The following is a 19,781-nucleotide window of genomic DNA, read 5'->3' as shown; positions in this document are numbered from 1 at the left end:
GAACAACCCGCGTGGCGACGACCATGCATGGCGAAAAAGGATTCCGATGACGACACTGCCTTCCCGTTTGCCGTTGATCCAGGCCCCGATGGTCGGTTCGCTGAGCCCGCTCGCGATCGCCGTGTGCGAAGCCGGCGGGCTCGGTTCGCTCGCGTGCGCGGCGCTCGGCCCGCAGCAGTTGCGCGACGAGATCGCGGCGATCCGCGCCCGCACGCCCGCGCCGTTCAACGTGAACTTCTTCTGCCACACGCCGCCCGCGCCCGACGCCGAGGTCGACGCGCGCTGGCGCGCGGCGCTCGCCGGCTACTACGCGGAAGCCGGAGTCGATCCGGCCGGCGTGAAGGGCGGCCCGGGCCGCGCGCCGTTCGACGATGCGACGTGCGCGGTCGTCGAGGAATGGCGGCCGGCCGTCGTGAGCTTCCATTTCGGGTTGCCGGACGACACGCTGCTCGAACGCGTGCGGCGTACGGGCGCGCGAGTCGTTTCTTCCGCGACGACCGTCGCGGAAGCGCGCTGGCTCGATGCGCGCGGCGTCGACGCGATCGTCGCGCAGGGCGCGGAGGCCGGCGGCCACCGCGGGATGTTCCTGACCGACGACATCCATGCGCAACCGGGCCTGTTCGCGTTGCTGCCGCAGATCGTCGACGCGGTGCGCGCGCCGGTGATCGCGGCCGGTGCGATCGCCGACGGGCGCGGCATCGCGGCCGCGTTCGCGCTCGGCGCGCGTGCGGTGCAGATCGGTACCGCCTACCTGCTGACGCCGCAGGCCGGCCGGTCGGCGCAGCATCGCGCGGCGGTGCGCGCGGCACGCGACGACGGCACGCGCATGACCAACCTGTATACCGGCCGCCCCGCGCGCGGGCTGCTGACGCGCTTCATGCGCGAACAGGGGCCGATGAGTGCCCTTGCGCCCGCGTTCCCGCTCGCGACGACCGCGGTCGATCCGCTGCGTAGCGCGTTCGAGCGGCAGGGCCGCGACGATTTCTCGCTGCTGTGGTCGGGCGAGGCCGCGGCGCTCGCGCGCGAGGCGGATGCCGGCACATTGACGCGACGCCTGTGGGACGACGCGCTGGCCTGCGCGGCAGGGCTGCGCGACGCGTTCCCGAAGGTCGTCTGAACGGCCAGGAGGGGGCGCCGGCGGGGGAGCATCGGCGTATGATCTGGGTTTTCGTCAGCCCGATCCAGGCACCCCCATCATGACTTCCGTCGACACGACCCCCGTCCTCGACCATGACAAGCTCGTTACCTTCGTCGAGCGCAAGTGGAACGATGAAATCCTCCATGCCCTGACCGACTACATCGCGATTCCCGCGAAGAGTCCCGCATTCGACCCCGACTGGGCGAAGCGCGGCTATCTCGAGCGCGTCGTCACGGACGCCGCGCAGTGGGCCGAACGGCAGCCCGTGAAGGGCCTGACGCTCGAAATCGTGCGCTTGCCGGGCCGCACGCCGGTGATCTTCTTCGAGACGCCCGCCACGCGCTCGGGCAGCACCGATACGATCCTGCTGTACGGCCACCTCGACAAGCAGCCCGAATTCGACGGCTGGCGCGCGGACCTCGGCCCGTGGACGCCGAAGCTCGAGAACGGCAAGCTGTACGGCCGCGGCGGCGCGGACGACGGCTACGCGATCTACGCGAGCCTCGCGGCGCTCGGCGCGCTCGACGAGCAGGGCATCGAGCGGCCGCGCTGCGTCGGCCTGATCGAGACCTGCGAGGAGTCGGGCAGCTACGACCTGCTGCCGTACGTCGATGCATTGCGCGACCGGCTCGGCCAGGTGTCGCTCGTCGTCTGTCTCGATTCGGGCGCCGGCAACTACGACCAGATGTGGCTCACCACGTCGCTGCGCGGCCTCGTGTCGGGCGACCTGCAGGTCGAGGTGCTGGAAGAAGGCATCCACTCGGGTGTCTACGGCGGCATCGCGCCATCGAGCTTCCGCGTGATGCGCCAGCTGTTCGAGCGCCTGGAAGATGCGAAGAACGGCAACCTGCTGCCGGGCGTGTTCCATTGCGAGATTCCGTCGAGCCGCGTGCGCGAGGCCGAAGCGGCCGCCGCGATTCTCGGCGACACCGTATGGAAGGGGCTGCCGTGGGCGTGCGGCGCGGACGGCAAGCCGGTGCTGCCGACCACGACCGATCCGCGCGAGGCGCTGCTGAATTCGACATGGCGTCCGTCGCTGTCGGTCACGGGTGCGGCCGGCATGCCGGCGCTCGCCGATGCCGGCAACGTGCTGCGTCCGCGCACCGCGTTCAAGCTGTCGCTGCGCCTGCCGCCGCTCGTCGATGCCGCCCAGGCCGTGCAGCAGCTGAAGGAACTGCTCGAACTCGATCCGCCGTACAACGCGAAGGTCACGTTCAAGCCGGACGCGGGCGCCGCGACGGGCTGGAGCGCGCCCGATCTCGCGCCGTGGCTCGCGTCGTCGCTCGACGCCGCGTCGCGCCGCCACTTCGGCGCCGACTGCGCGTACATGGGCCTCGGCGGCACGATCCCGCTGATGAACGTGCTGCAGGAAGGCTTCCCGTCCGCGCAGTTCATGGTGTGCGGCGTGCTCGGGCCGAAGTCGAACGCGCACGGCCCGAACGAGTTCCTGCATGTGCCGTACGCGAAGAAGCTGACCGCGGCCGTGGCCGACGTGATCGCGACCGCGCGCTGAGCGTCGCAGCGTCCGAAGCATCGATTGCCCGATCCGACTTGATGGAGTGTTGCCGATGACCGTCCTGCCGACGCCCGCTACCGAACCGCTGCGCATGCGCGCCGAACCGCTGCACGCATTCGTCGCGGCACTCTGGGAGCGGGCCGGCAGCAGTGCGCGCGAGGCAGCGCTCGTCGCCGATCACCTGGTCGGCGCGAATCTCGCGGGCCACGACTCGCACGGGATCGGGATGATCCCGAATTACGTCGCGTCGTGGCGGGAAGGGCAGTTGCAACTGAACGGGCACGCGTCGATCGTGCGCGACGGCGGCGCGGTGCTGACGATCGACGGCGGCCGCGGTTTCGGCCAGGTGATCGCGTTCGAGGCGATGGTCGAGGGAATCGAGCGTGCGCGGCGCATGGGGATCTGTGCGATCGGGCTGCGCGACGTCCATCACCTCGGCCGCATCGGGCACTGGGCCGAGCAGTGCGCGCGCTCGGGGCTCGTGTCGTTCCATTTCGTCAACGTGCCGGGCGACCTGCTGGTCGCGCCGTTGCACGGCACCGATCCGCGCTTCGGCACGAACCCGTTCTGCGCCGCGTATCCGCGGGCGGGCAAACCGCCGCTGCTGCTCGATTTCGCGACGAGCGCGATCGCGTACGGCAAGACGCGCGTCGCGTACAACCAGGGCAAGCATGTGCCGGCCGGGTCGCTGATCGACCATCGCGGCCAGCCGACCGACGATCCGGCCGTGATGCACGAGCAGCCGTTCGGCGCGCTGCTGCCGTTCGGGCTGCACAAGGGGTATGCGCTCGCGGCGATGTGCGAGATCTTCGGCGGCGCGCTGGTCGGCGGGCATACGACGTACGGCGATACGCTGCAGAAGACGAGCGCGATCGTCAACGGGATGCTGTCGGTGCTGATCGATCCGAACGCGTTCGACGCGGCCGACGCCGAGCGCGAGGCCGATGCGTTCGTCGCGTGGGCGAAGGCATCGCCGCAGGCCGGCAATGCGCCGGTGCGGATGCCCGGCGAGCCGGAGGATGCCAGCCGTGCCGCACGCGGGGCCGCCGGCATCCCGGTCGACCGCGCGACGTGGCGGCAGATCCGCGAGAGTGCGACGGCCGTCGGTTTCGACGACGCCGAGCTCGATGCGTGGACGCGGCGCTGCGAGGCCTGCGCATGAGCTGGCAAGCGGAGAAGGCGCACGGCGAGGAGATCGCTTATCAGCTCGCGCCGCTCGGCACGGTCGCGGTCGCCCGGTTCTTCAGCGGCGCGGCGTTGCGGCTCGACGGCGTGATGTTCGGCTTCATGTCGCGCGGGTCGCTGTTCCTGCGTGTCGACGACGTGAACCGTCCGGCGTTCGTCGCGGCGGGCATGGGGCCGTTCTCGTATACCAGGCCCACGCGCACGGTCGCGCTCGAGGGCTACTACGAAACGCCGGCCGACGTGCTCGAGGATGCGGGTGCGCTGTTCGACTGGTGCCGCGGCGCGTATCGTGCGGCGTTGCTGGCCGGGCCGCCGAAGCGCAAGGCGAGGGCGGTGCCGAAGCCGGCGTCGAAGGCGGGTGCCGGGACGGCAGTGAAATCGGCATCGAAAGCCGCGCCGAAAGCGGCACTGAAATCCGCGCCCAAGCCTGCGCCGAACCCGGCGCGGAAGACGGCATCCACGGTGGCGGCGAAATCCGCGCCGAAATCCACGGCCGAACCGCTCTCCGTGCCGAAAGCCGCGCGCGTATCGAAACCTGCGCCGAAACCGGCATCGAAACCGTCGGCGAAGCGCAAGCAGACGTAATACCGGCCGCGCGAAGCGACAGCCGCGCGATGTTCGCTTTCCTTTCTTCAGGCGTACCCATCACCGGGCGACCGGTGCGTCGTACGGCCGCAGGCCCGCACGACCGGACGTACGAACGCATCAAGCTTGACGCGCCGCACATCCTGCATGCTTCACAACGGCAGTCCCGGCGTTTATGATCGGCGCGGGTTGCGCCGCCGGGCGCGGCCCGCGCCGGCCTTGCCGCCGGCTCCGCGAACGGCGCATCGTACGTCGCGCGGAACGTATCCCCACTCATCATTCCAGACGGAGACAGTCGATGCTCGTCCTGATTCTCGGTTTAGCGATCTTCCTCGGTGTGCACTCGATCCGGATCGTCGCCGGCGGCTGGCGCTCCACGACGATCGAGCGGATCGGGGAGAAGGGCTGGAAGGCCGGTTATTCGATCGCGTCGGTCGTCGGCTTCGTGCTGATCGTCTGGGGGTACGGGATCGCCCGCTCGGGCGCGACGCTGCTGTGGGTGTCGCCGGTCGGCGTGCGCCACCTGACGGGCATGCTGACCGCGGTCGCGTTCGTGCTGATCGCCGCGTCGTACGTGCCGCGCAACCGGATCAAGACGCTCGTCGGACACCCGATGCTGGCCGGCGTGATGGTCTGGGCCGTGGCGCACCTGCTCGTGAACGGCACCGTGCATGCGGTCGTGCTGTTCGGTGCGTTCTTCGTGTGGTCGATCGTCGATTTCGTCGTGTCGCGTGCGCGCGATCGCCGCGACGGCGTCCGCTACCCGGCCGGCGCGCTGTCGGGCGACATCGTCGCCGTGCTGGGCGGGATCGTCGTCTGGGCCGTGTTCGCGCGGTTCCTGCACGGCCCGCTGATCGGCGTGCGGCCGTTCGGCTGAACGCGCACGCCGGCCGCCGGTCAACGCATCCTCGCCAGGAACGAGTTCATCACCGACATGAACGATTCGAACAGCACGGTTTTCATCGCGACGGCCGCACCCCTGAAGCCCGCCATGTTGAACAGCGACACTTGCGGCGATTTCTGGTTGGCCTTGTCGGTCCACGGCATGCACAGGATCAGGATCGACACCGAGCCGACGTAGCACACCATCACGCGCACGATCACGCCGCCAAGCGCGATCATCGTGATATGCCGTTGCTTGAGGCTTTGCCTCAACGCGTTGTCCGCCTCTCCTGCCTCTCGTTATCGTTGGGCGGGAAGCGCGTGCGTCAGATCGGCTTGACGAACAATCCGATGGTCAGCACGACGCCGATGCAGACGATCCCGATCCGCAGGATGCGTTCGTTCACGCGATGCAGCGCCCACGTGCCGAGCAGCCCGCCGACGATCGCGCCGCCGCCGAGCGCGAGTGCCGATCCCCAGTGCAGGTGCGGCGACGTCACGAACAGCACGACGGCCGATGCGTTCATCACGCCCGCGAGTGCGTTCTTCGTCGACATCGCGTGACGCGGCGACAGACCGGCCATCGTCAACACGGCCATCATCAGGAAGCCGAGTCCGCCGCCGAAGTAGCCGCCGTAGATCGCGATCATGAATTGCGAGATCGCGGCAGGGACGGTGCCGAGGTGCGCCGCGCCTTCGCGCGGCTTGCGGAAGAAGCTGCCCCACGCGAACACGATGGTTGCGAACAGCACGAGCCACGGCACGAGGCGCGAGAAGATCGACGAAGGCGTCTTCAGCAACAGCAGCCCGCCGAGTGCGCCGCCGATCACGCTGATCACGAACAGCGCGCGAAACGACAGCTTGCCCGCGCCGCGCACCATTTTTCGGCTGGCCCAGCCGGTCGTGACCTGCGCGGGAAACAGCGCGACCGTCGACGTGATGTTCGCCGCGAGCGGCGACATGCCCGACACGATCAGTGCGGGCAGCGTGACGAACGAGCCGCCGCCGGCGAGGGTGTTCTGCAGGCCGGCCCAGAGGCCGGCGAGGATGACGAGAGCGAGCATCGGAGCGCAACGAGGGAGGTGGCAGGCCCGCTTGCCGGATACGGGCAGGCGCGGTGGACGCCCGATGGTAATGCAGGATCGCGTTCGTCGGTGCTTCGCCGCCTCGTGGCGCGAGCGCGGTCCGGGTGCGCAGGCGCAGCCGTGCGCGTGGCGTTCGAGCCGGGAACACGCCCGATTTAACGCTTCATTACGATAGGCTTAACGGAATGGTGCTAAATTCCCGTCGATATCTCGAAAATCAGAAGGGCGGACAGATGCTGAAGAAACTGGGTGTGATGGCAGTGGTGGCCGGCGTGACGGCGATGGTGTCGTTACCTGCCGTGGCAGGCGATACGAATAACGCACTGGGCGGTGCGTTGGGCGGCGTCGCGGGCGCGGCGGTCGGCAATGCGATCGGCGGCAGCACGGGCACGGTCATCGGCGGTGCGGTAGGCGGCGGCGCGGGCGGTGCGGTCACGTCGAACAAGCGCGAGCGCACGGGCGCGGTCGTCGGCGGCGCACTGGGCGGCGGCGCGGGCGCCGCAGCGGGCAATGCGATGGGCGGTACGGCGGGCGGTCTCGTCGGCGCAGCCGTGGGCGGCGGCGCGGGCGCGGCGCTGGGCGGCCACGTGTCGCGCAACAACGCCCGTTCCAACGACCACTATCACGGCAACAAGCACAAGAAGAAGCGCAACAAGCACTACGACTGAGCGTCGGTTTCCCGGTGCGTGCCGGTCGTGCCGGGTGATCGACCGCGTATGAGCGGCGAGGGCGGCGGTCCGGCCGACGTCCGTCTTTCCGCCTTCGATGCGCCGTGCGTCGAGCATCCGATGCTGGAGGAGGCGTCAAGCCGCGTCGACTGCGTCGCTTGATCGCCTGCGCCGACCAAGCGCCCCGGTTGCACGACCGGTACTGGCGTATCGACAAGCTGACGTTCAGGCATCGTGGCCGTCTTGGTCATCGGTCCGGCAACGGATGACGTTGATGCAGTGATTGGCACAGGCAAGGCCCGGATAAGAAGTCGCAGAGAAGGCAAGAAAAATCTCCGTCGTAGCGTTGTTGACGACGAATATCGTCATGGCGCTTCAGCGTGCGGCGTCCAACGCTCGCCGTCGAGCGTCCCAATCGAAAATGCCAGCACTAGCCTCGACACACGCCAATCGGCCTGAGATTGCACGACCTGACGTCGCGCCGTTGCGAGGGTAGTTTGGGCGTTCAGAACATCGAGCAGGGGACCGACGCCGGCACTGTAGCGTTTGCTCGCCACGTCGTACGCTTCCTGCGCGCTTTCCTGCGTCGAAGAGGCGACCTGTAGATTGGCCGTCTTCGTTATCACGTCCTGATAGTTGCGCCATACTGCCGACGCGACTTCCAGTTCGGCTTTGTGCAGGCTTGCGCGGTCGATATCAACTTGAGCTTCCGATGCCTGACGGTGATACTCCTGACCAAACCCTGAAAAGATCGGGATGCTGATCTGAATTCCCACATATTTGCTGTACGTGCGCGTGTCGCGTGGAAATGCGCCTAATGACTTGTCGTTGCTCAACGAGCCGGACAAGGAAATCGTGGGCAGTTCCTCCCTGTGTGCAAGTTTCGCGTTCGCGTCGTCAGCTTCGATCAGGGCTTGCGCCTCGCGTACCTTCGGGTTGACAGCTTTTGCGAGCGCCAGCAGATCAGCAATCGAAGACGTGAAATTCACGTCCGGTTGAGCGCCCGCGCTCACATCGACTTCAATGGAGGTTTCGACGGGAATTCCCATGCGTAGACACAAGGTGCCCTGCGCTGCCTTGAGCGCACCTGTCGCGTTCACGCGTGTGTAAATTGCTTCCTGCCACGCGGCCTTTGCCTGCAATTCATCGTTCAGTGTACCAGCGCCTGCAAGGTGTTTATGCCGGGCAATCTGAAAGCTTCGTTCGGCATTCGCCTCGGCGTTGCCCGCAGCATCAAGTGTGCTTTGTGCAGTCCAGACTGAGTAAAACGCCGCTGCGGCCTGTTCGAACACAGATTGCAGTGCTTCGGTATGGCTCGCCTTGGAAAGCTCAAGAAGACCGTTATAGTAGGCCAGATTCGCGTCACGCCTTCCGAAATCGAAGAGCACCCACGAGAGCCGCAACTCGCCATAACGATCCGATGCGCGGCCCATCGCATCAGGCAGTGTCGGACCAGATAGGGTTTCGGTTTCAACTGTACGCGAACGTGTGCCACTGGCGTCTAGCGTCGGCAACCACGCAGATTTTGCGACACCCACCTGAGCCGCGTTCAAGACCATGTTCGCCCAGCTCTCGCGCACGGTCGGATCGCTGCACAGAGCCCGGCTGACTGCGTCATACAGGGAAACAGGCGAATGAAGGCTCGCGTCGCTACAGGCGCCTGTAGCGCGTGCCATCCGGTTCAAATAGGGCGACACGTCTTCCAGTCCTCTTCGCGTCGAAAAAGGATCGAGTTGCGCATGCGTCAGCGGAACGACGAGCATGGCGACCGCGAGGCAGGCAACAACGAGCGCACAACGGTATGAAAGCGTCTGAAGCGCGACATTCTTCTTTCTCATGCTGTTTCCCGAACCTGCCCAAGTTCGATGACGCGATCAGCTGTTGCGATGGTTTCAGGACGGTGCGCGACAATGATCCGCGTGATGTTCAGCTTGCGCATCGCCGCGTTCACGGCGCGCTCGTTGTTCACGTCAAGATGGCTCGTCGCCTCATCGAGCAGGAGCAGTTTCGGACGGCGGTAAAGGGCGCGTGCGAGCATCACGCGTTGCCGCTGACCTGCGGACAGGGCAGACCCCATGTCTCCGATATAGGTGTAGTAGCCCATCGGCATCGCACGAATATCAGCATTGACGGAAGCCATTTCCGCGCATTCCGTGATCCACGCGAAGTCGGGCGTTGGATCGAAGAAACTGATGTTCTCGGCAATCGATCCGGCGAACAGTCGATCCTCTTGCATCACGACGCCGATCAGGGAACGATAGTTCGCAAGCCCCATTTGCCGAATCGGTATTCCGCCCGCGATAATTTCCCCGGAATACGGTGCCAACAAGCCTGCGAGCAGTTTCAGCAACGTGGTTTTGCCTTGGCCAGATGGCCCGACAATTGCAACAGCTTCGCCGGCCTCAACACGCAGATCGAGGTTGTCGATGATCTTCGGTCCGTTCTTCGAATAGCTGTATGACAATTTCTTGACTTCGAGCGTCGGCACAAATTCATCCACGTCCGGCGCTCGCATCACTTCATCCGGCTCCCGTTTCGTGAGCACAATATCCGCCAGTCGCGCCGCGTGAAGTTTGAGAATTCGCAGCTCGTAAACTTTGTCGATCAACGCAGTAAAGCGTGCGGTGAACTGCCCACGATAGGACAGGAAGGCGAACAGCATCCCGAGCGAGAGCGACCGGTCAATGACGGCAAGCGCGCCGAAGTAGGTTACGAGAATCGCTTCGAGCCCGAAGATGAAATGATTGCTTGTGGTGGCGATCAGTTGAAGCCGTCGCGTTCGCAGATCGGCGTTCTTCTCGCTTACGATCACATTCAGCCAGCGGGCTAGCCGGTCCTCCGCCTTACCAAACAGGCGCACGCTCTGAATGCCTCGGACTGATTCCATGAGCAGACTTTTGCCTCGTGCGGCGAAAACAATCTGCTTCTGGTTCGACATGCGCAGTGCGCCATAAATACAGGCGCGCAAGATCGCGTAGAGCACCACGGCAACCACACTGATAAGCGATAGCCGGGCGTTGTAGACGATCATGATAATGATGGTGCCGATCGACATGAGACCATCGAGCACGGATTCAACGAAGCCGACCGTCAGCGCTTGCTGGATCGTGTTGACGCTATCGAAGCGGGAAACGATATCGCCGATGTGACGTTTGCCGAAATAGTCGAGCGGCAGATTCAGCAGATGTCTGAACACGTTCGCCAACCATTGCACATTCACGAGCGTGCTGAACGTCGTGACAGCCCACGATCGCATTGCCTCTGTCGCGATATGGATCACCAGCACCAACCCGAAACCCAGCGCCAAAATCAGAAGTAGGTGTCGATCGCCGGTCGTAATGGCTTGGTCCGTGACCCACTCGGGATAGAAAGGTGCAACGATGGTGAAGACTTCAAGCGCAAGGGCGAGCAGGAAGATTCTGAGCAGCCCGCGCCCGACACCACTTGCACGACCCATCAGGGAACGCAGACCGATTTCCTGCTTGTCCCGGCGAGGCTGAAAGGCCGGCGTCGGCAAGAGTTCCAATGCCATGCCGCTGAAATGCAGCGACAATTCCTTGAGCGGCATGCGCCGCGCGCCGAGCGCGGGGTCAACCAACATCACATGATCGCGGCCAACTCGTTCGAGGACGACAAAATGCCGAAAATCCCAATGCAGAATGCACGGCAGCCGCAGCAGGTGAAGCTCTTCCGGCTCCAGTCGAACCGCGCGCCCGGCAAGATCGAGGGATGCGCCGATCTTGACAAGATCGAGCAGCGTAAGCCCCTTGAGTGATGGCGAAAAGCGTCGCCGCAACGTTGGCAGATCGGTGTCGTAGCCATGAAACGTTGCGATCATGCTGATGCAGGCAAGTCCGCATTCCGTTGCTTCGGTTTGCAAATGCACGTCAACACTACGCCGAAATCCGAATTGAAGTTGGCGGTTCATGGTTGCTCTGGTTAGGGTAAAGCGTGAACTGCGGTCAGGGTGAGCGGCGGGTTAGCGTGTACAGCGGTTCCAGTACCCATTCGTACAGCTTGCGCGTATCGAGCACTACGTCTGCGTCGACGCGCATCCCGTCCTGCAAGGGAATCGACTCGCCGTAGGCGTTGATGGTCTGTGAATCGAGCGCAACCGTAATCTGATACAGGTTCTCGGACCTGTCGGCATCGCCCGTTTCGGTTGCGGTCTGCAATTGCGACGGGCTCAAGGCGGTGCGAGCGATCTGCGTGACCTTGCCCGCGTAGGCCCCAAATTTCTGATACGGGAACGCTTCGTATCGCAATTCGACGGGCGCGCCGATCTTGACGAAACCGACTGCCTTGCTCGGCGCAAACAGTTTCACGTCGAGGCTCCCGCCTTGCGGCAGTAGCGACATCAAAGGTGTTGATCCGTTGACCGACTGGCCGGGACGAGTGAGCAGAGCCGTTACGGTGCCTGCGATTTGCGCCGGTATCGTGATTTCTCGGTTGGATTCGTTGTCAGCGATTTCGCCGTCCACCTGTAGCATTTGCCGACGGATCGAGTCCAGTTGGTTTTGTTCATCAAGCGGTGCATTTCGAAGATCAGCCTTAACCTGCGCGAGTTCCACTTGAGAGGCCGTACGTTGCTTTCGCAGGTCTTCGAGTTGCGCCTGACTCATCAGCATGCTTTGCTCATGCTGCTCGAATTCGGATTGGGACACCACATCGTCACGCCGCAATTGTTCGAACCGCGCACTGTCGATTTCTGCCAGTTTTGATCGCGCCTCAAGGGTCGTGATTTCCGTCTCCAGATGCCGAATACCCGCGCTCAGTTCGATGGCCTTCGCCTTGAGCATCGCAATGTTCTGTTCGACGATGCTTTGTATATGCCGCGAGTCGCCTTCCAGGCTGGAACGCCGCGCATTCAGTTCAACACCGATCTGCTGCCGCGAGTTGCCGCCAGCGATAGTGCGTTCTGTTGACACGACGACCAAAGGCCGGCCGACATTAACCACGTCTCCTTCGTTGACGAGCACGCGGATAACCGTGCCGACCGTTGGCGCGAATATCTCCGCCGCGCCGTTGTCGATCATGACCCGGCCTTGTACTTCCTCCTTTCGCGTGTACTCGCCGAAGATCATGAACAACACGACGGCGGTCGCGATTGCGAAGAACACGATGCTGGTCGTGAGGCTGCGTGCCGAACCCGTCAGCACAACCTCACCGAGCCATTGATGCTGACGAAATTCGAGCGCAGCGGGGCGGAATAGCAATGCACGGTTACTTTGCCGTGGCTGTTTCTCTTCCGGCTGCTCTGCGTTGGGGACGGTCGATATCTCGCTCATGCTTATCTTATTGTCAGCGGATGATCACACGCGCTGAGCATCGATGGCGCTTGCGGCTTCTTTAGATACAAACCAGCCGTTCGTCTTCTTCAAAAACCAGTACATCAAAGCGAAAGGCAGGACACCTTTGAGCATGGCAAAGACAACCGCGTCAGCTACCAGGACTGGATTGTTTACGAATCCGGACGTTGAAATTTGCGCATGTTGCTGCGCGTGGGAGAACAGGATCGGCAGCATCATTGCGCAGATGTTCATCATCGTATGCGCCCCGATCGACAGTTCCAGTCGTTGATCGCGTAAACTCAATGCAGAAAACCCAAGCGAGCAAAAGAACAGTGTCGTTTTGATGGGCCAGTCGTAATGTGTGTGGTAGATCGCGAAGAGGGCGGCAACGATTGCGACGACGATGAGCGGGGAACGCACATATTGCCCGAGCGTTTGCGTCAACCACCCACGGAAAAACAATTCCTCGGCGAACGCGAGAACGAGAATGCCGAGCCACGCGCCAAGCATCCCTAGAATCCGACCAAAACTTAGAATGTCCTGCAGCGGTTGAAGATGCCCGAACGGAAGCGTCCATGCGCCAATTCGAATCGACGTATAGATGGACATGACTAAGGCTGCTATCACGAAGGCAGGAAGATAAAGGACCGCGCCGAACAGGCAACGCCGAAGTCGGAAACGCAGGTCGACGGAAATCAGGGAGAGGTACGGGCGTCGCAAGACGATCTTGCATGCAAGCCAGAAGCCTATGATGCCCGTGGTGCTAGCTGTATTGGTGTACAGCGAGATAGCTGCCCGAGCGGCATCAAAATTCTTGAAATACAGCGTCCATCCTGAAAACATCAGGACTCCAAGCGTGCCGATGATACTGACGATCGCGCTAAGAAGGATCGTCGATGCTGTTGCTCGCCAATCAGTTCGGCCAAGCTTGGCAAGATCAATAAACGCACGCGCTATATTGTCTTCAGTTTTCATGGAATTATGATCGAGTGAAACAACGGGTGCTTGCTTTTGGCGACGCAATTTTCGGTGCGCTGTGTGGTGCTATACCGATGAAGATAACGCGTCCAGTCGCGGGACCAGTAGCGCGCCGTCATTCATCGATCAGGCTTGGTTCATAGCCTGTACACCAGCGCGTTGCTTAGTGGTTGTGACCGCCGCCGCCGATACCGAGCCCGTGAGCGGCAGCGCCAACCGCGTATCCTGCGGCGAAACCGATCGGAGAAGATTGGAAGGAGCCGAGGTTGGCAGTTTCAGCCTGACCTAACGACAGACCCTGTTGCGCGGCGTCATATCCGGCAACGGCCGCACCGCCCCACGTGGACATTGATTCGTCCTGCAAGCCCTTCGTGGCTTCCGCGAGTTGACCGTCGTTTTCAGCCTGCCCGATGGCATCGTTGGCATCGGAGTTGAAGCCTGCGTCGGCCAACGACGTCGCGTCGCTGCCTACTGCCGAATCGGCTGCGGAATCACCGTCGCCGTCACCATCCCCGTCGCCATCGCCATCGCCATCGCCGTATCCGCCACCATCACCATCGCCGTCACCGCCGCCATCACCATCACCACCAGCCACGTAGCGCAGCAAATCCAGATCGTCGATCGTTTGCATGTGATTCACTCCTGAAGTATGCGGGTTTGACGTCTACATCCACAATGGCACCCGCGCAGCCATTGATTCACAATCGGTTGTCGAAACAGCTGACGCGAAAAGGTTGTGCGTCAGGATTCCGAGCGTTGCAGCACTTGCGACGGCGGTTGCGTGTGCGCCTGCTCGATGAATGCGCCGCGCACTGGTAGGGGATTTGCGTCGTCTGCTATCGCCCACGTCAGGCAAGGAGCGACTTCCCAGGTTGAGGCCGGAATATCCGGCAGCGCCGCGATGAACGACTCTTCGTCCGTCCATCGATGCAATGTCGATACAGGCAAGAAAGCTTGCGTCTGATTGCCATTTCGGCATATCAGTGCATCCTGATCCATGCGGAAGTGACCGCGACAGCGCGAGCGATCAACAGGACGGCCTCTGAATATCAGTGACAGGAACATGTGCGATGCACCGGCACCTTGGTCCGGCAGGGACTGTTGCAGATCACGCAAATTCGCCATCTTGGGTGCCGGCACAAGCTGCGTTGTGAACGCTGCATCCATGTACCGAGTGACGGCCAGAGCGGAAAGTCGATCTACCACGCCCGAGAGCGAATCTTCCAGCTCATCCTGCTTTCGCGGATCGAGCAACCACGACACGAAGCGCGTCAGTGTCGTCGCGTCGTATGGAAGCGGAACGCCATAGGCCGGCCACGACATATCATCGGTCTGTCGTTTAACGGTATGACGGTAAAGCGTGTGCCCTTCACTGGGCGTCAGTTTGGCGTTGCGCAGCGCGTGCAGATACTGGCCGTGTTCGTTGCAGTATTCAGGGGAGTTCGGCAGCCCACCGCCGAGCTTGCCGCCTGCCGTTGCGCGCACGAGTATTCCGAATTTCTCGTGATCCAACTGATCGACTGCGACTTGCTCAAGCGGTCCGAACAGACTTACGCCAATGGCGGTATCGCGAAGCGAATCGACGGCCAGGTTCGCGCACGCCTTCGTCACCGCCACGATGACCGACAATTCCGGTGATAGGTCGCTTGAGTCGAACGTCCATTGACCGCCGCGCCCGATGCGCTGCAAAGTCGCGCGATTTCGCAGGCTCACGAAGACACCACCTTGCGGGAGAGCGCCGGTCAATTTGTATCCTAGCGGATCAGGCAGAGCGGTGCGATTCGCAATTGCATCGACAGCACGCCGCGCAAGCTGTAATGCGGTCACGTCGACCGTCGACTGCCCGTCTTGTGCTGGTTCGCGCACGACTGGCGGCGTCACGGACACGCCGTACAGGCGATTGGCCGTCGTCGCAACCGTGAGCATCTGATTAACCGCGTCATATTCGACGGCGGTTGTCACGGCATCAGGAAGCTGAAACACACCGGCGAGCGCAAACGTTTGAGGATCGATTGCACGTACGCGCCCGTTCGTGCTTCCGAACCAAATCCATGGGCCGATGCGGGCAGGAGACGAAAAAATCTTGGAGTGCGCGCCGATCTTCGCGATGCCTTCGCCGGTCGCCAAATCGATCACGTACAGGTACTTGTCCGTAGAGCCGCAGTAGGCGCGAGCGCCGTCGATCAGCGGTGTTGTGTAGACGGCGTTGCCGGTCTGGATGCAGAACTTCAGTTCGCCGCTATCGAGGCTTACGCCGCGAATGCCGCCGTCGAACGATCCGAACACGACTTGCCGGCGATCGGGATCGAGTGCGGGCGCATGCTTGACCGCGCCGTTCGTCTGAAATTGCCAACGGAGTGCGCCAGTACGTGCGTCGAGCGCCAGCAGAGCACCGTCGTTCGTGCCGCAGAGCACAAGCGAATCATCAGCGGCATAGAGCGGGGAGCCGTGGACGTAGCAACGGACCGGACATTCCCAGACCTTGTGACCGGTTTCAGCGTCGATCGCGGCTATGCCGCCGCCTCGCGTTGGACTGGCGTATTCAACGCCGATAAAGACCAGATTCAGATCGGATGCGTAGGCCGGTGAAGAGCCAATCCAATCGGGTTCGACGTATCGCCAGATTTCCCGGCCGCTTTGGGCACACAACGCGTACAGGTTACCGTCGTAGCCGCCGAAGAAAACGCGTCCGGGCGTCACGTACGGCGTAGACCAAATCCCTTTTGAGCGCGCCGCCTCGATCTTGAAACTCCAGCGCGTTTCGCCGCTTGCGCCATCGATGCAGCGCATTTCGCCGCTGTCGGTTCCGAAATAGATCAAGCCGCCTTGCGCGCGCGGTGCGGATTTCGGTACGACATAGTGGTGATTCGCGGAGGTCGCTTTGCTGAGCCAGCGCACGAGGAACGAAAGCTGCGTCGAATGGCTCGTCGGAACCGACAGTTTCAGGCCGAAATCACCTAGAACGTATGCGGACTCTACTGTAACGCCATGTCGCTTTTGCCAGTCCTCACCCGTATTGGACTGGTAGTCGATCACGCTCCACACTTTCCAGATGGGGCGATCAATTTCCGCTAATACAACGCGTGATTGTTCAATGCTCGCGCCGCTGTTGAAAATATCATCCACGAGCAGAATAGGTGCATCCGAAACCTCGCCTTCGATCGCGTTCATCCGGCCATAACGCTTACGCTCTTTGTGAATGATGAAGCCGCCGAGATGGTGCCCTTTGCGTGCGCCGGCCATAAGAATCGCAGCCACGAGCGGGACGGCGGCCATTTCCATGCCGCCGACCTGAAACGGCAGTTGATCCGCATAGCGATTCCAGAATAAATCCGCAAGCGTATCGAGTCCTTCCGAAGAAAGAAGGAGTGGTCGCAAATCGATCAGCCATTTAAGGGACTTTCCGCTTGACGATGCAAGCTTGTATTTTGGTGCGCGAAATATGCATTTCGACTCAATTAAATTACGTAACGCGGCCCGCCTGTTCAGGTTGGAATCATTCATGGTTTTTTTGTCGGTCGATTATTTCACGTGTCCCCGCCGCGATTCGCCTGTACAGGCGGATTACATCAATCCCCATCGCACTATGTGGGATCTTGCGATCGCCAAGAATTTCAGTTATATTAACGAAAGATTGCGGATGCATTCCGCATTTGACGCTCGGAATCACCTGCGTGGAGTTCGAATTCTGCATTTCTCATACGAAGCAAAGTGAAGGTATTTTTAGAATATTTTCACGAATGAATTCATTGTGAATTTTTTATTGGTGGTATAGGTGAGATTATTCCGCGCGACAGAAGCTAAATATTAAATTTAGAGATAATAAAAAGCGCGGTCATCGAAATTAAATTCTCGTTGAAACCGATTTCAGTCGAGTGGGTGCTTTGGAGCGAACACGCCGGTGTTCGCAACCTGAGCGGCCTAAGAAGGCCCCTGACACGGTGTCTTTGTCTTATAAACGCGACAAAGTGCCGGATGCGTGATCGTCAACCTGGCATCAAATGAAAGGTCAGCGTGTCAGATTAATTTGACATAATTAACATGGCGCCGAAAAGTCTGTGGTAGCCATAGGGAATTCCGAGTTCTGTACGCGTGCACTCCTGGTCAGGTGTGTACCGCTGCATTGCACGAGCGGGCGGCGGAGTAAGGAAACGCCGGCTTGATGCAGTCAACAGTCGCCCATACGCGACTTCAGCGCGCAGCAGCCGGTGCATCGGTCGGTGGTCGATCACGCTGTAGCGCCGAGGGCGTGTGGCGACCTCTTCAAGCTATTGTTTTATTGAGAAACATTCGCGGGCGTTCGCAGCCGGCGTGGGTCCTTGCAAGTTCCGATTTGAAGGAAAAAAATCCAAGTTGGATGCATCTCGACAGCCATGCCGGTTCATCCGACCGGGTTTCCGCTCGCTTGCTTCCGTGAAATTGCCGTGCTAATTTTTCATGAAATTTATCGGCGTAATTTTCACGGGAGCGCGCATGTTCGTGCAGTCCGACCGTCACGTCGCAAGCTACTACGCCGGCACCTACCCGGCGCCGATCCCGCATCGTCCCGCACTGGACGAACGCATCGATGCCGACGTGCTCGTCGTCGGCGCGGGCTTCAGCGGGCTGCATACGGCGTTGCGCCTGGCGCTGGCCGGCAAGCGCGTGGCCGTACTCGAAGCGAGCCGCGTCGCGTGGGCGGCGTCGGGGCGCAACGGCGGGCAGGCGCTGCTGGGCTGGTCGTGCGACATGCAGCCGCTCGAGGATTCGCTCGGCCGCGACGGCGCGCGCCTGCTGTGGGACAGCATGCGCTGGGCGGCGGCCGAGGTGCGCGAACTGCCGGCGCGGCACGGTTTCGACATCGACTACCGGCCGGGCAGCCTGTGGGCGGCCGTACGGCCGCGTCGCGTCGCGATGCTTGCGCAGGCGCGCGACGAGGCGGCCGAGCGCTGGGGCTACGACCGGTTGCGGGTGATCGGCCGTGACGAGCTGCCCGAATGGATCGGCGGCAAGCGTTATCTCGCCGCGCTCCACGATCCCGAGGCCGGCCACCTGAATCCGCTGAAGCTCGCGCTCGGCCTCGCACAGACGATCGAGCGCGCGGGCGGCCGTATCTTCGAGCAGAGCCGCGTGCTCGACTGCCGCGAGACGGCCGGCGGCCACGTCGCGCGCACGTTACGCGGCGAAGTGCGTGCCGACGTACTCGTGCTGGCATGCAACGCCTACGTCGACCGCCTCGATCGCGAGCTTGCGCGCCGGCTGCTGCCGGTCGGCACGTACCAGGTCGCGACCGCGCCGCTCGCACCCGACGTCGCGCGTGCGCTGCTGCCGCAGAACAGTTGCGTGATCGACAACCAGTTCGTGCCCGACTACTTCCGCCTGAGCCCCGACAACCGGTTGCTGTTCGGTGGCGGCTGCACGTATCTCGGCGGAATTCCGGCCGATATCGCGGCGGCGACGCGGCCGCACTTCGAACGCGTGTTCCCGCAACTGGCCGGCGTGCCGCTCGACTACGCATGGGGCGGCCATATCGACATCAGCATGCGCCGCACGCCGGACATCGGCCGACACGGGCAGCGTTTCTGGCTGCAGGGCTTCTCGGGGCACGGCGTGCTGCCGACGCTGGCCGGCGCGCGCGCGGTGGCCGACGCCGTGCTCGGCGACGAACGCCTGCTCGCGCAGTACCAGCGCATCCGCAACCCGCGTTTTCCCGGCGGCGACCGGCTCGCCGCACCGCTGGAAGCGATCGGCAAGGCCTGGTACCGTTTGCGCGATACCGTCTGACCCACCGGAACCCGTCATGAACGAACAGGAAGAGATAGAAAGTCTGGCGATCCTGATCCGCGACCTGCGCAAGCACCGCAAGGTCACGCTCAACGATCTGGCCGAACGGATCGGCCGCTCGGTCGGCTTTCTGTCGCAGGTCGAGCGCGGGCTGTCGCGCCCGACGGTCGCGGATCTCACCGCGATCGGCGAGGCGCTCGGCGTGCCGACCACGTACTTCTACAGTCTGAGCAAGCCGCGCAGCGTGCCGTGGGTCACGCGGCCCGACGAACGGCGCACCGTGTATTACGCGGCCGGCATCACCGATATTCTCGTGTCGCCGAACATGCGCTCGCGCTTCTCGATCCTCGAGAGCCATCTCGCGCCGGGCGCGAGCAGCGGCGAGCGGCCGGTCGACGACAGCGACGAGCAGGGCGGTTTCGTGCTGGAAGGAGAGCTGACGATCTGGATCGACGGCGACGACACGCCGGTCACGCTCGGCCCGAACGACGCATTCCAGTTGCCCGCGCACAAGCGCTTCCGTTACGCCAACCTGACCGACGTGCCGACGCGCGTGATCTGGGTATTCACCTGAGTGGCCGGCGGGGCACGCGGTGTCACAGGCCGCCGCGCCACGCAGCCTGTTTGCAGTACTGATTGAAATGCGGCGTGCAGGATCACGCGTGCCGAGCGAATCCGGTTCGCCGCGTC

The 19,781-nt window shown here is 62.7% G+C and carries 15 protein-coding genes and 1 pseudogene; 8 read left to right on the top strand and 8 right to left on the bottom strand.

Going from position 1 to position 19,781, the window contains the following annotated elements:
• The first annotated feature begins 46 nt into the window (after window positions 1–46).
• The 5 genes from AC0KUR_RS06340 (at window position 47) to AC0KUR_RS06320 (ending at window position 5,301) form a co-directional block, all read left to right on the top strand.
• Window positions 47–1,117 (top strand): NAD(P)H-dependent flavin oxidoreductase, encoded by a 1,071-nt coding sequence (locus AC0KUR_RS06340; RefSeq protein ID WP_034189513.1) that lies wholly within the window; start codon window positions 47–49, stop codon window positions 1,115–1,117.
• A gap of 79 nt (window positions 1,118–1,196) precedes the next feature.
• Window positions 1,197–2,651: a M20 family metallopeptidase gene (locus tag AC0KUR_RS06335; protein ID WP_034189352.1), complete on the top strand. Its 1,455-nt coding sequence runs from the start codon at window positions 1,197–1,199 to the stop codon at window positions 2,649–2,651.
• Window positions 2,652–2,706: 55 nt separating this feature from the next.
• Window positions 2,707–3,816 (top strand): malate/lactate/ureidoglycolate dehydrogenase, encoded by a 1,110-nt coding sequence (locus AC0KUR_RS06330; protein ID WP_473375561.1) that lies wholly within the window; start codon window positions 2,707–2,709, stop codon window positions 3,814–3,816.
• On the top strand, window positions 3,813–4,424 hold the full coding sequence (locus AC0KUR_RS06325) for a TfoX/Sxy family protein (RefSeq protein ID WP_473375560.1): 612 nt from the start codon (window positions 3,813–3,815) through the stop codon (window positions 4,422–4,424). Before AC0KUR_RS06330 ends, AC0KUR_RS06325 begins: the two co-directional genes overlap by 4 nt.
• Before the next feature lie 298 nt (window positions 4,425–4,722).
• The gene (locus AC0KUR_RS06320; RefSeq protein ID WP_473375559.1) at window positions 4,723–5,301 is read left to right on the top strand and encodes an NnrU family protein; all 579 of its coding nucleotides are present in this window, start codon (window positions 4,723–4,725) and stop codon (window positions 5,299–5,301) included.
• 35 nt (window positions 5,302–5,336) lie between these two features.
• On the opposite strand, the pseudogene AC0KUR_RS06315 reads toward AC0KUR_RS06320, so the two are convergent.
• Both AC0KUR_RS06315 and AC0KUR_RS06310 read right to left on the bottom strand, forming a co-directional pair.
• Window positions 5,337–5,600, bottom strand: a pseudogene (locus AC0KUR_RS06315) (GABA permease); the annotation flags it as partial.
• A 32-nt stretch (window positions 5,601–5,632) separates the two neighbouring features.
• Window positions 5,633–6,370: a sulfite exporter TauE/SafE family protein gene (locus tag AC0KUR_RS06310; protein ID WP_059556817.1), complete on the bottom strand. Its 738-nt coding sequence runs from the start codon at window positions 6,368–6,370 to the stop codon at window positions 5,633–5,635.
• Between the two features lie 254 nt (window positions 6,371–6,624).
• Between AC0KUR_RS06310 and AC0KUR_RS06305 the strand changes: the two genes are divergently transcribed.
• The gene (locus AC0KUR_RS06305; protein WP_034189357.1) at window positions 6,625–7,059 is read left to right on the top strand and encodes a hypothetical protein; all 435 of its coding nucleotides are present in this window, start codon (window positions 6,625–6,627) and stop codon (window positions 7,057–7,059) included.
• A gap of 365 nt (window positions 7,060–7,424) precedes the next feature.
• Here AC0KUR_RS06305 and AC0KUR_RS06300 read toward each other — a convergent pair whose 3' ends face one another.
• The 6 genes from AC0KUR_RS06300 to AC0KUR_RS06275 form a co-directional block, all read right to left on the bottom strand.
• Entirely contained in the window at window positions 7,425–8,897 is a 1,473-nt protein-coding gene (locus tag AC0KUR_RS06300; RefSeq protein ID WP_080287874.1) for a TolC family protein, read from the bottom strand.
• On the bottom strand, window positions 8,894–10,987 hold the full coding sequence (locus AC0KUR_RS06295) for a peptidase domain-containing ABC transporter (protein WP_034189359.1): 2,094 nt from the start codon (window positions 10,985–10,987) through the stop codon (window positions 8,894–8,896). The genes AC0KUR_RS06300 and AC0KUR_RS06295 overlap by 4 nt, the downstream gene beginning before the upstream one ends.
• 34 nt (window positions 10,988–11,021) lie before the next feature.
• Window positions 11,022–12,347: an HlyD family secretion protein gene (locus tag AC0KUR_RS06290; protein ID WP_124670260.1), complete on the bottom strand. Its 1,326-nt coding sequence runs from the start codon at window positions 12,345–12,347 to the stop codon at window positions 11,022–11,024.
• Window positions 12,348–12,371: 24 nt separating this feature from the next.
• Window positions 12,372–13,325: a lysostaphin resistance A-like protein gene (locus AC0KUR_RS06285; protein ID WP_473375558.1), complete on the bottom strand. Its 954-nt coding sequence runs from the start codon at window positions 13,323–13,325 to the stop codon at window positions 12,372–12,374.
• Window positions 13,326–13,491: 166 nt separating this feature from the next.
• The gene (locus AC0KUR_RS06280; RefSeq protein WP_473375557.1) at window positions 13,492–13,959 is read right to left on the bottom strand and encodes a hypothetical protein; all 468 of its coding nucleotides are present in this window, start codon (window positions 13,957–13,959) and stop codon (window positions 13,492–13,494) included.
• A gap of 110 nt (window positions 13,960–14,069) precedes the next feature.
• A complete protein-coding gene (locus tag AC0KUR_RS06275; protein WP_473375556.1) occupies window positions 14,070–16,832 on the bottom strand; it encodes an outer membrane protein assembly factor BamB family protein in 2,763 nt (920 codons plus the stop codon).
• Between the two features lie 969 nt (window positions 16,833–17,801).
• On the opposite strand from AC0KUR_RS06275, the gene AC0KUR_RS06270 reads away from it, so the two are divergent.
• Complete coding sequence (locus tag AC0KUR_RS06270; protein WP_473375555.1) at window positions 17,802–19,091, top strand: NAD(P)/FAD-dependent oxidoreductase; 1,290 nt, start codon at window positions 17,802–17,804, stop codon at window positions 19,089–19,091.
• Between the two features lie 16 nt (window positions 19,092–19,107).
• The gene (locus AC0KUR_RS06265; RefSeq protein ID WP_034189364.1) at window positions 19,108–19,665 is read left to right on the top strand and encodes a helix-turn-helix domain-containing protein; all 558 of its coding nucleotides are present in this window, start codon (window positions 19,108–19,110) and stop codon (window positions 19,663–19,665) included.
• Window positions 19,666–19,781: the final 116 nt, after the last annotated feature.

The organism is Burkholderia sp. YHN3-13 (genome assembly GCF_055810675.1).
Note: the sequence above shows the minus strand (reverse complement) of the source record. Positions and strands in the feature narration are given on the sequence as shown.

Excerpts from the sequence above, each read along its gene's own strand:
- AC0KUR_RS06335 (WP_034189352.1), top strand. The coding sequence starts at position 1,197 with ATGACTTCCGTCGACACGACCCCCGTCCTCGACCATGACAAGCTCGTT.
- AC0KUR_RS06290 (WP_124670260.1), bottom strand. The coding sequence starts at position 12,347 with ATGAGCGAGATATCGACCGTCCCCAACGCAGAGCAGCCGGAAGAGAAA.
- AC0KUR_RS06310 (WP_059556817.1), bottom strand. The coding sequence starts at position 6,370 with ATGCTCGCTCTCGTCATCCTCGCCGGCCTCTGGGCCGGCCTGCAGAAC.
- AC0KUR_RS06280 (WP_473375557.1), bottom strand. The coding sequence starts at position 13,959 with ATGCAAACGATCGACGATCTGGATTTGCTGCGCTACGTGGCTGGTGGT.
- AC0KUR_RS06265 (WP_034189364.1), top strand. The coding sequence starts at position 19,108 with ATGAACGAACAGGAAGAGATAGAAAGTCTGGCGATCCTGATCCGCGAC.
- AC0KUR_RS06295 (WP_034189359.1), bottom strand. The coding sequence starts at position 10,987 with ATGAACCGCCAACTTCAATTCGGATTTCGGCGTAGTGTTGACGTGCAT.
- AC0KUR_RS06325 (WP_473375560.1), top strand. The coding sequence starts at position 3,813 with ATGAGCTGGCAAGCGGAGAAGGCGCACGGCGAGGAGATCGCTTATCAG.
- AC0KUR_RS06330 (WP_473375561.1), top strand. The coding sequence starts at position 2,707 with ATGACCGTCCTGCCGACGCCCGCTACCGAACCGCTGCGCATGCGCGCC.
- AC0KUR_RS06340 (WP_034189513.1), top strand. The coding sequence starts at position 47 with ATGACGACACTGCCTTCCCGTTTGCCGTTGATCCAGGCCCCGATGGTC.
- AC0KUR_RS06270 (WP_473375555.1), top strand. The coding sequence starts at position 17,802 with ATGTTCGTGCAGTCCGACCGTCACGTCGCAAGCTACTACGCCGGCACC.
- AC0KUR_RS06305 (WP_034189357.1), top strand. The coding sequence starts at position 6,625 with ATGCTGAAGAAACTGGGTGTGATGGCAGTGGTGGCCGGCGTGACGGCG.
- AC0KUR_RS06300 (WP_080287874.1), bottom strand. The coding sequence starts at position 8,897 with ATGAGAAAGAAGAATGTCGCGCTTCAGACGCTTTCATACCGTTGTGCG.
- AC0KUR_RS06275 (WP_473375556.1), bottom strand. The coding sequence starts at position 16,832 with ATGAATGATTCCAACCTGAACAGGCGGGCCGCGTTACGTAATTTAATT.
- AC0KUR_RS06320 (WP_473375559.1), top strand. The coding sequence starts at position 4,723 with ATGCTCGTCCTGATTCTCGGTTTAGCGATCTTCCTCGGTGTGCACTCG.
- AC0KUR_RS06285 (WP_473375558.1), bottom strand. The coding sequence starts at position 13,325 with ATGAAAACTGAAGACAATATAGCGCGTGCGTTTATTGATCTTGCCAAG.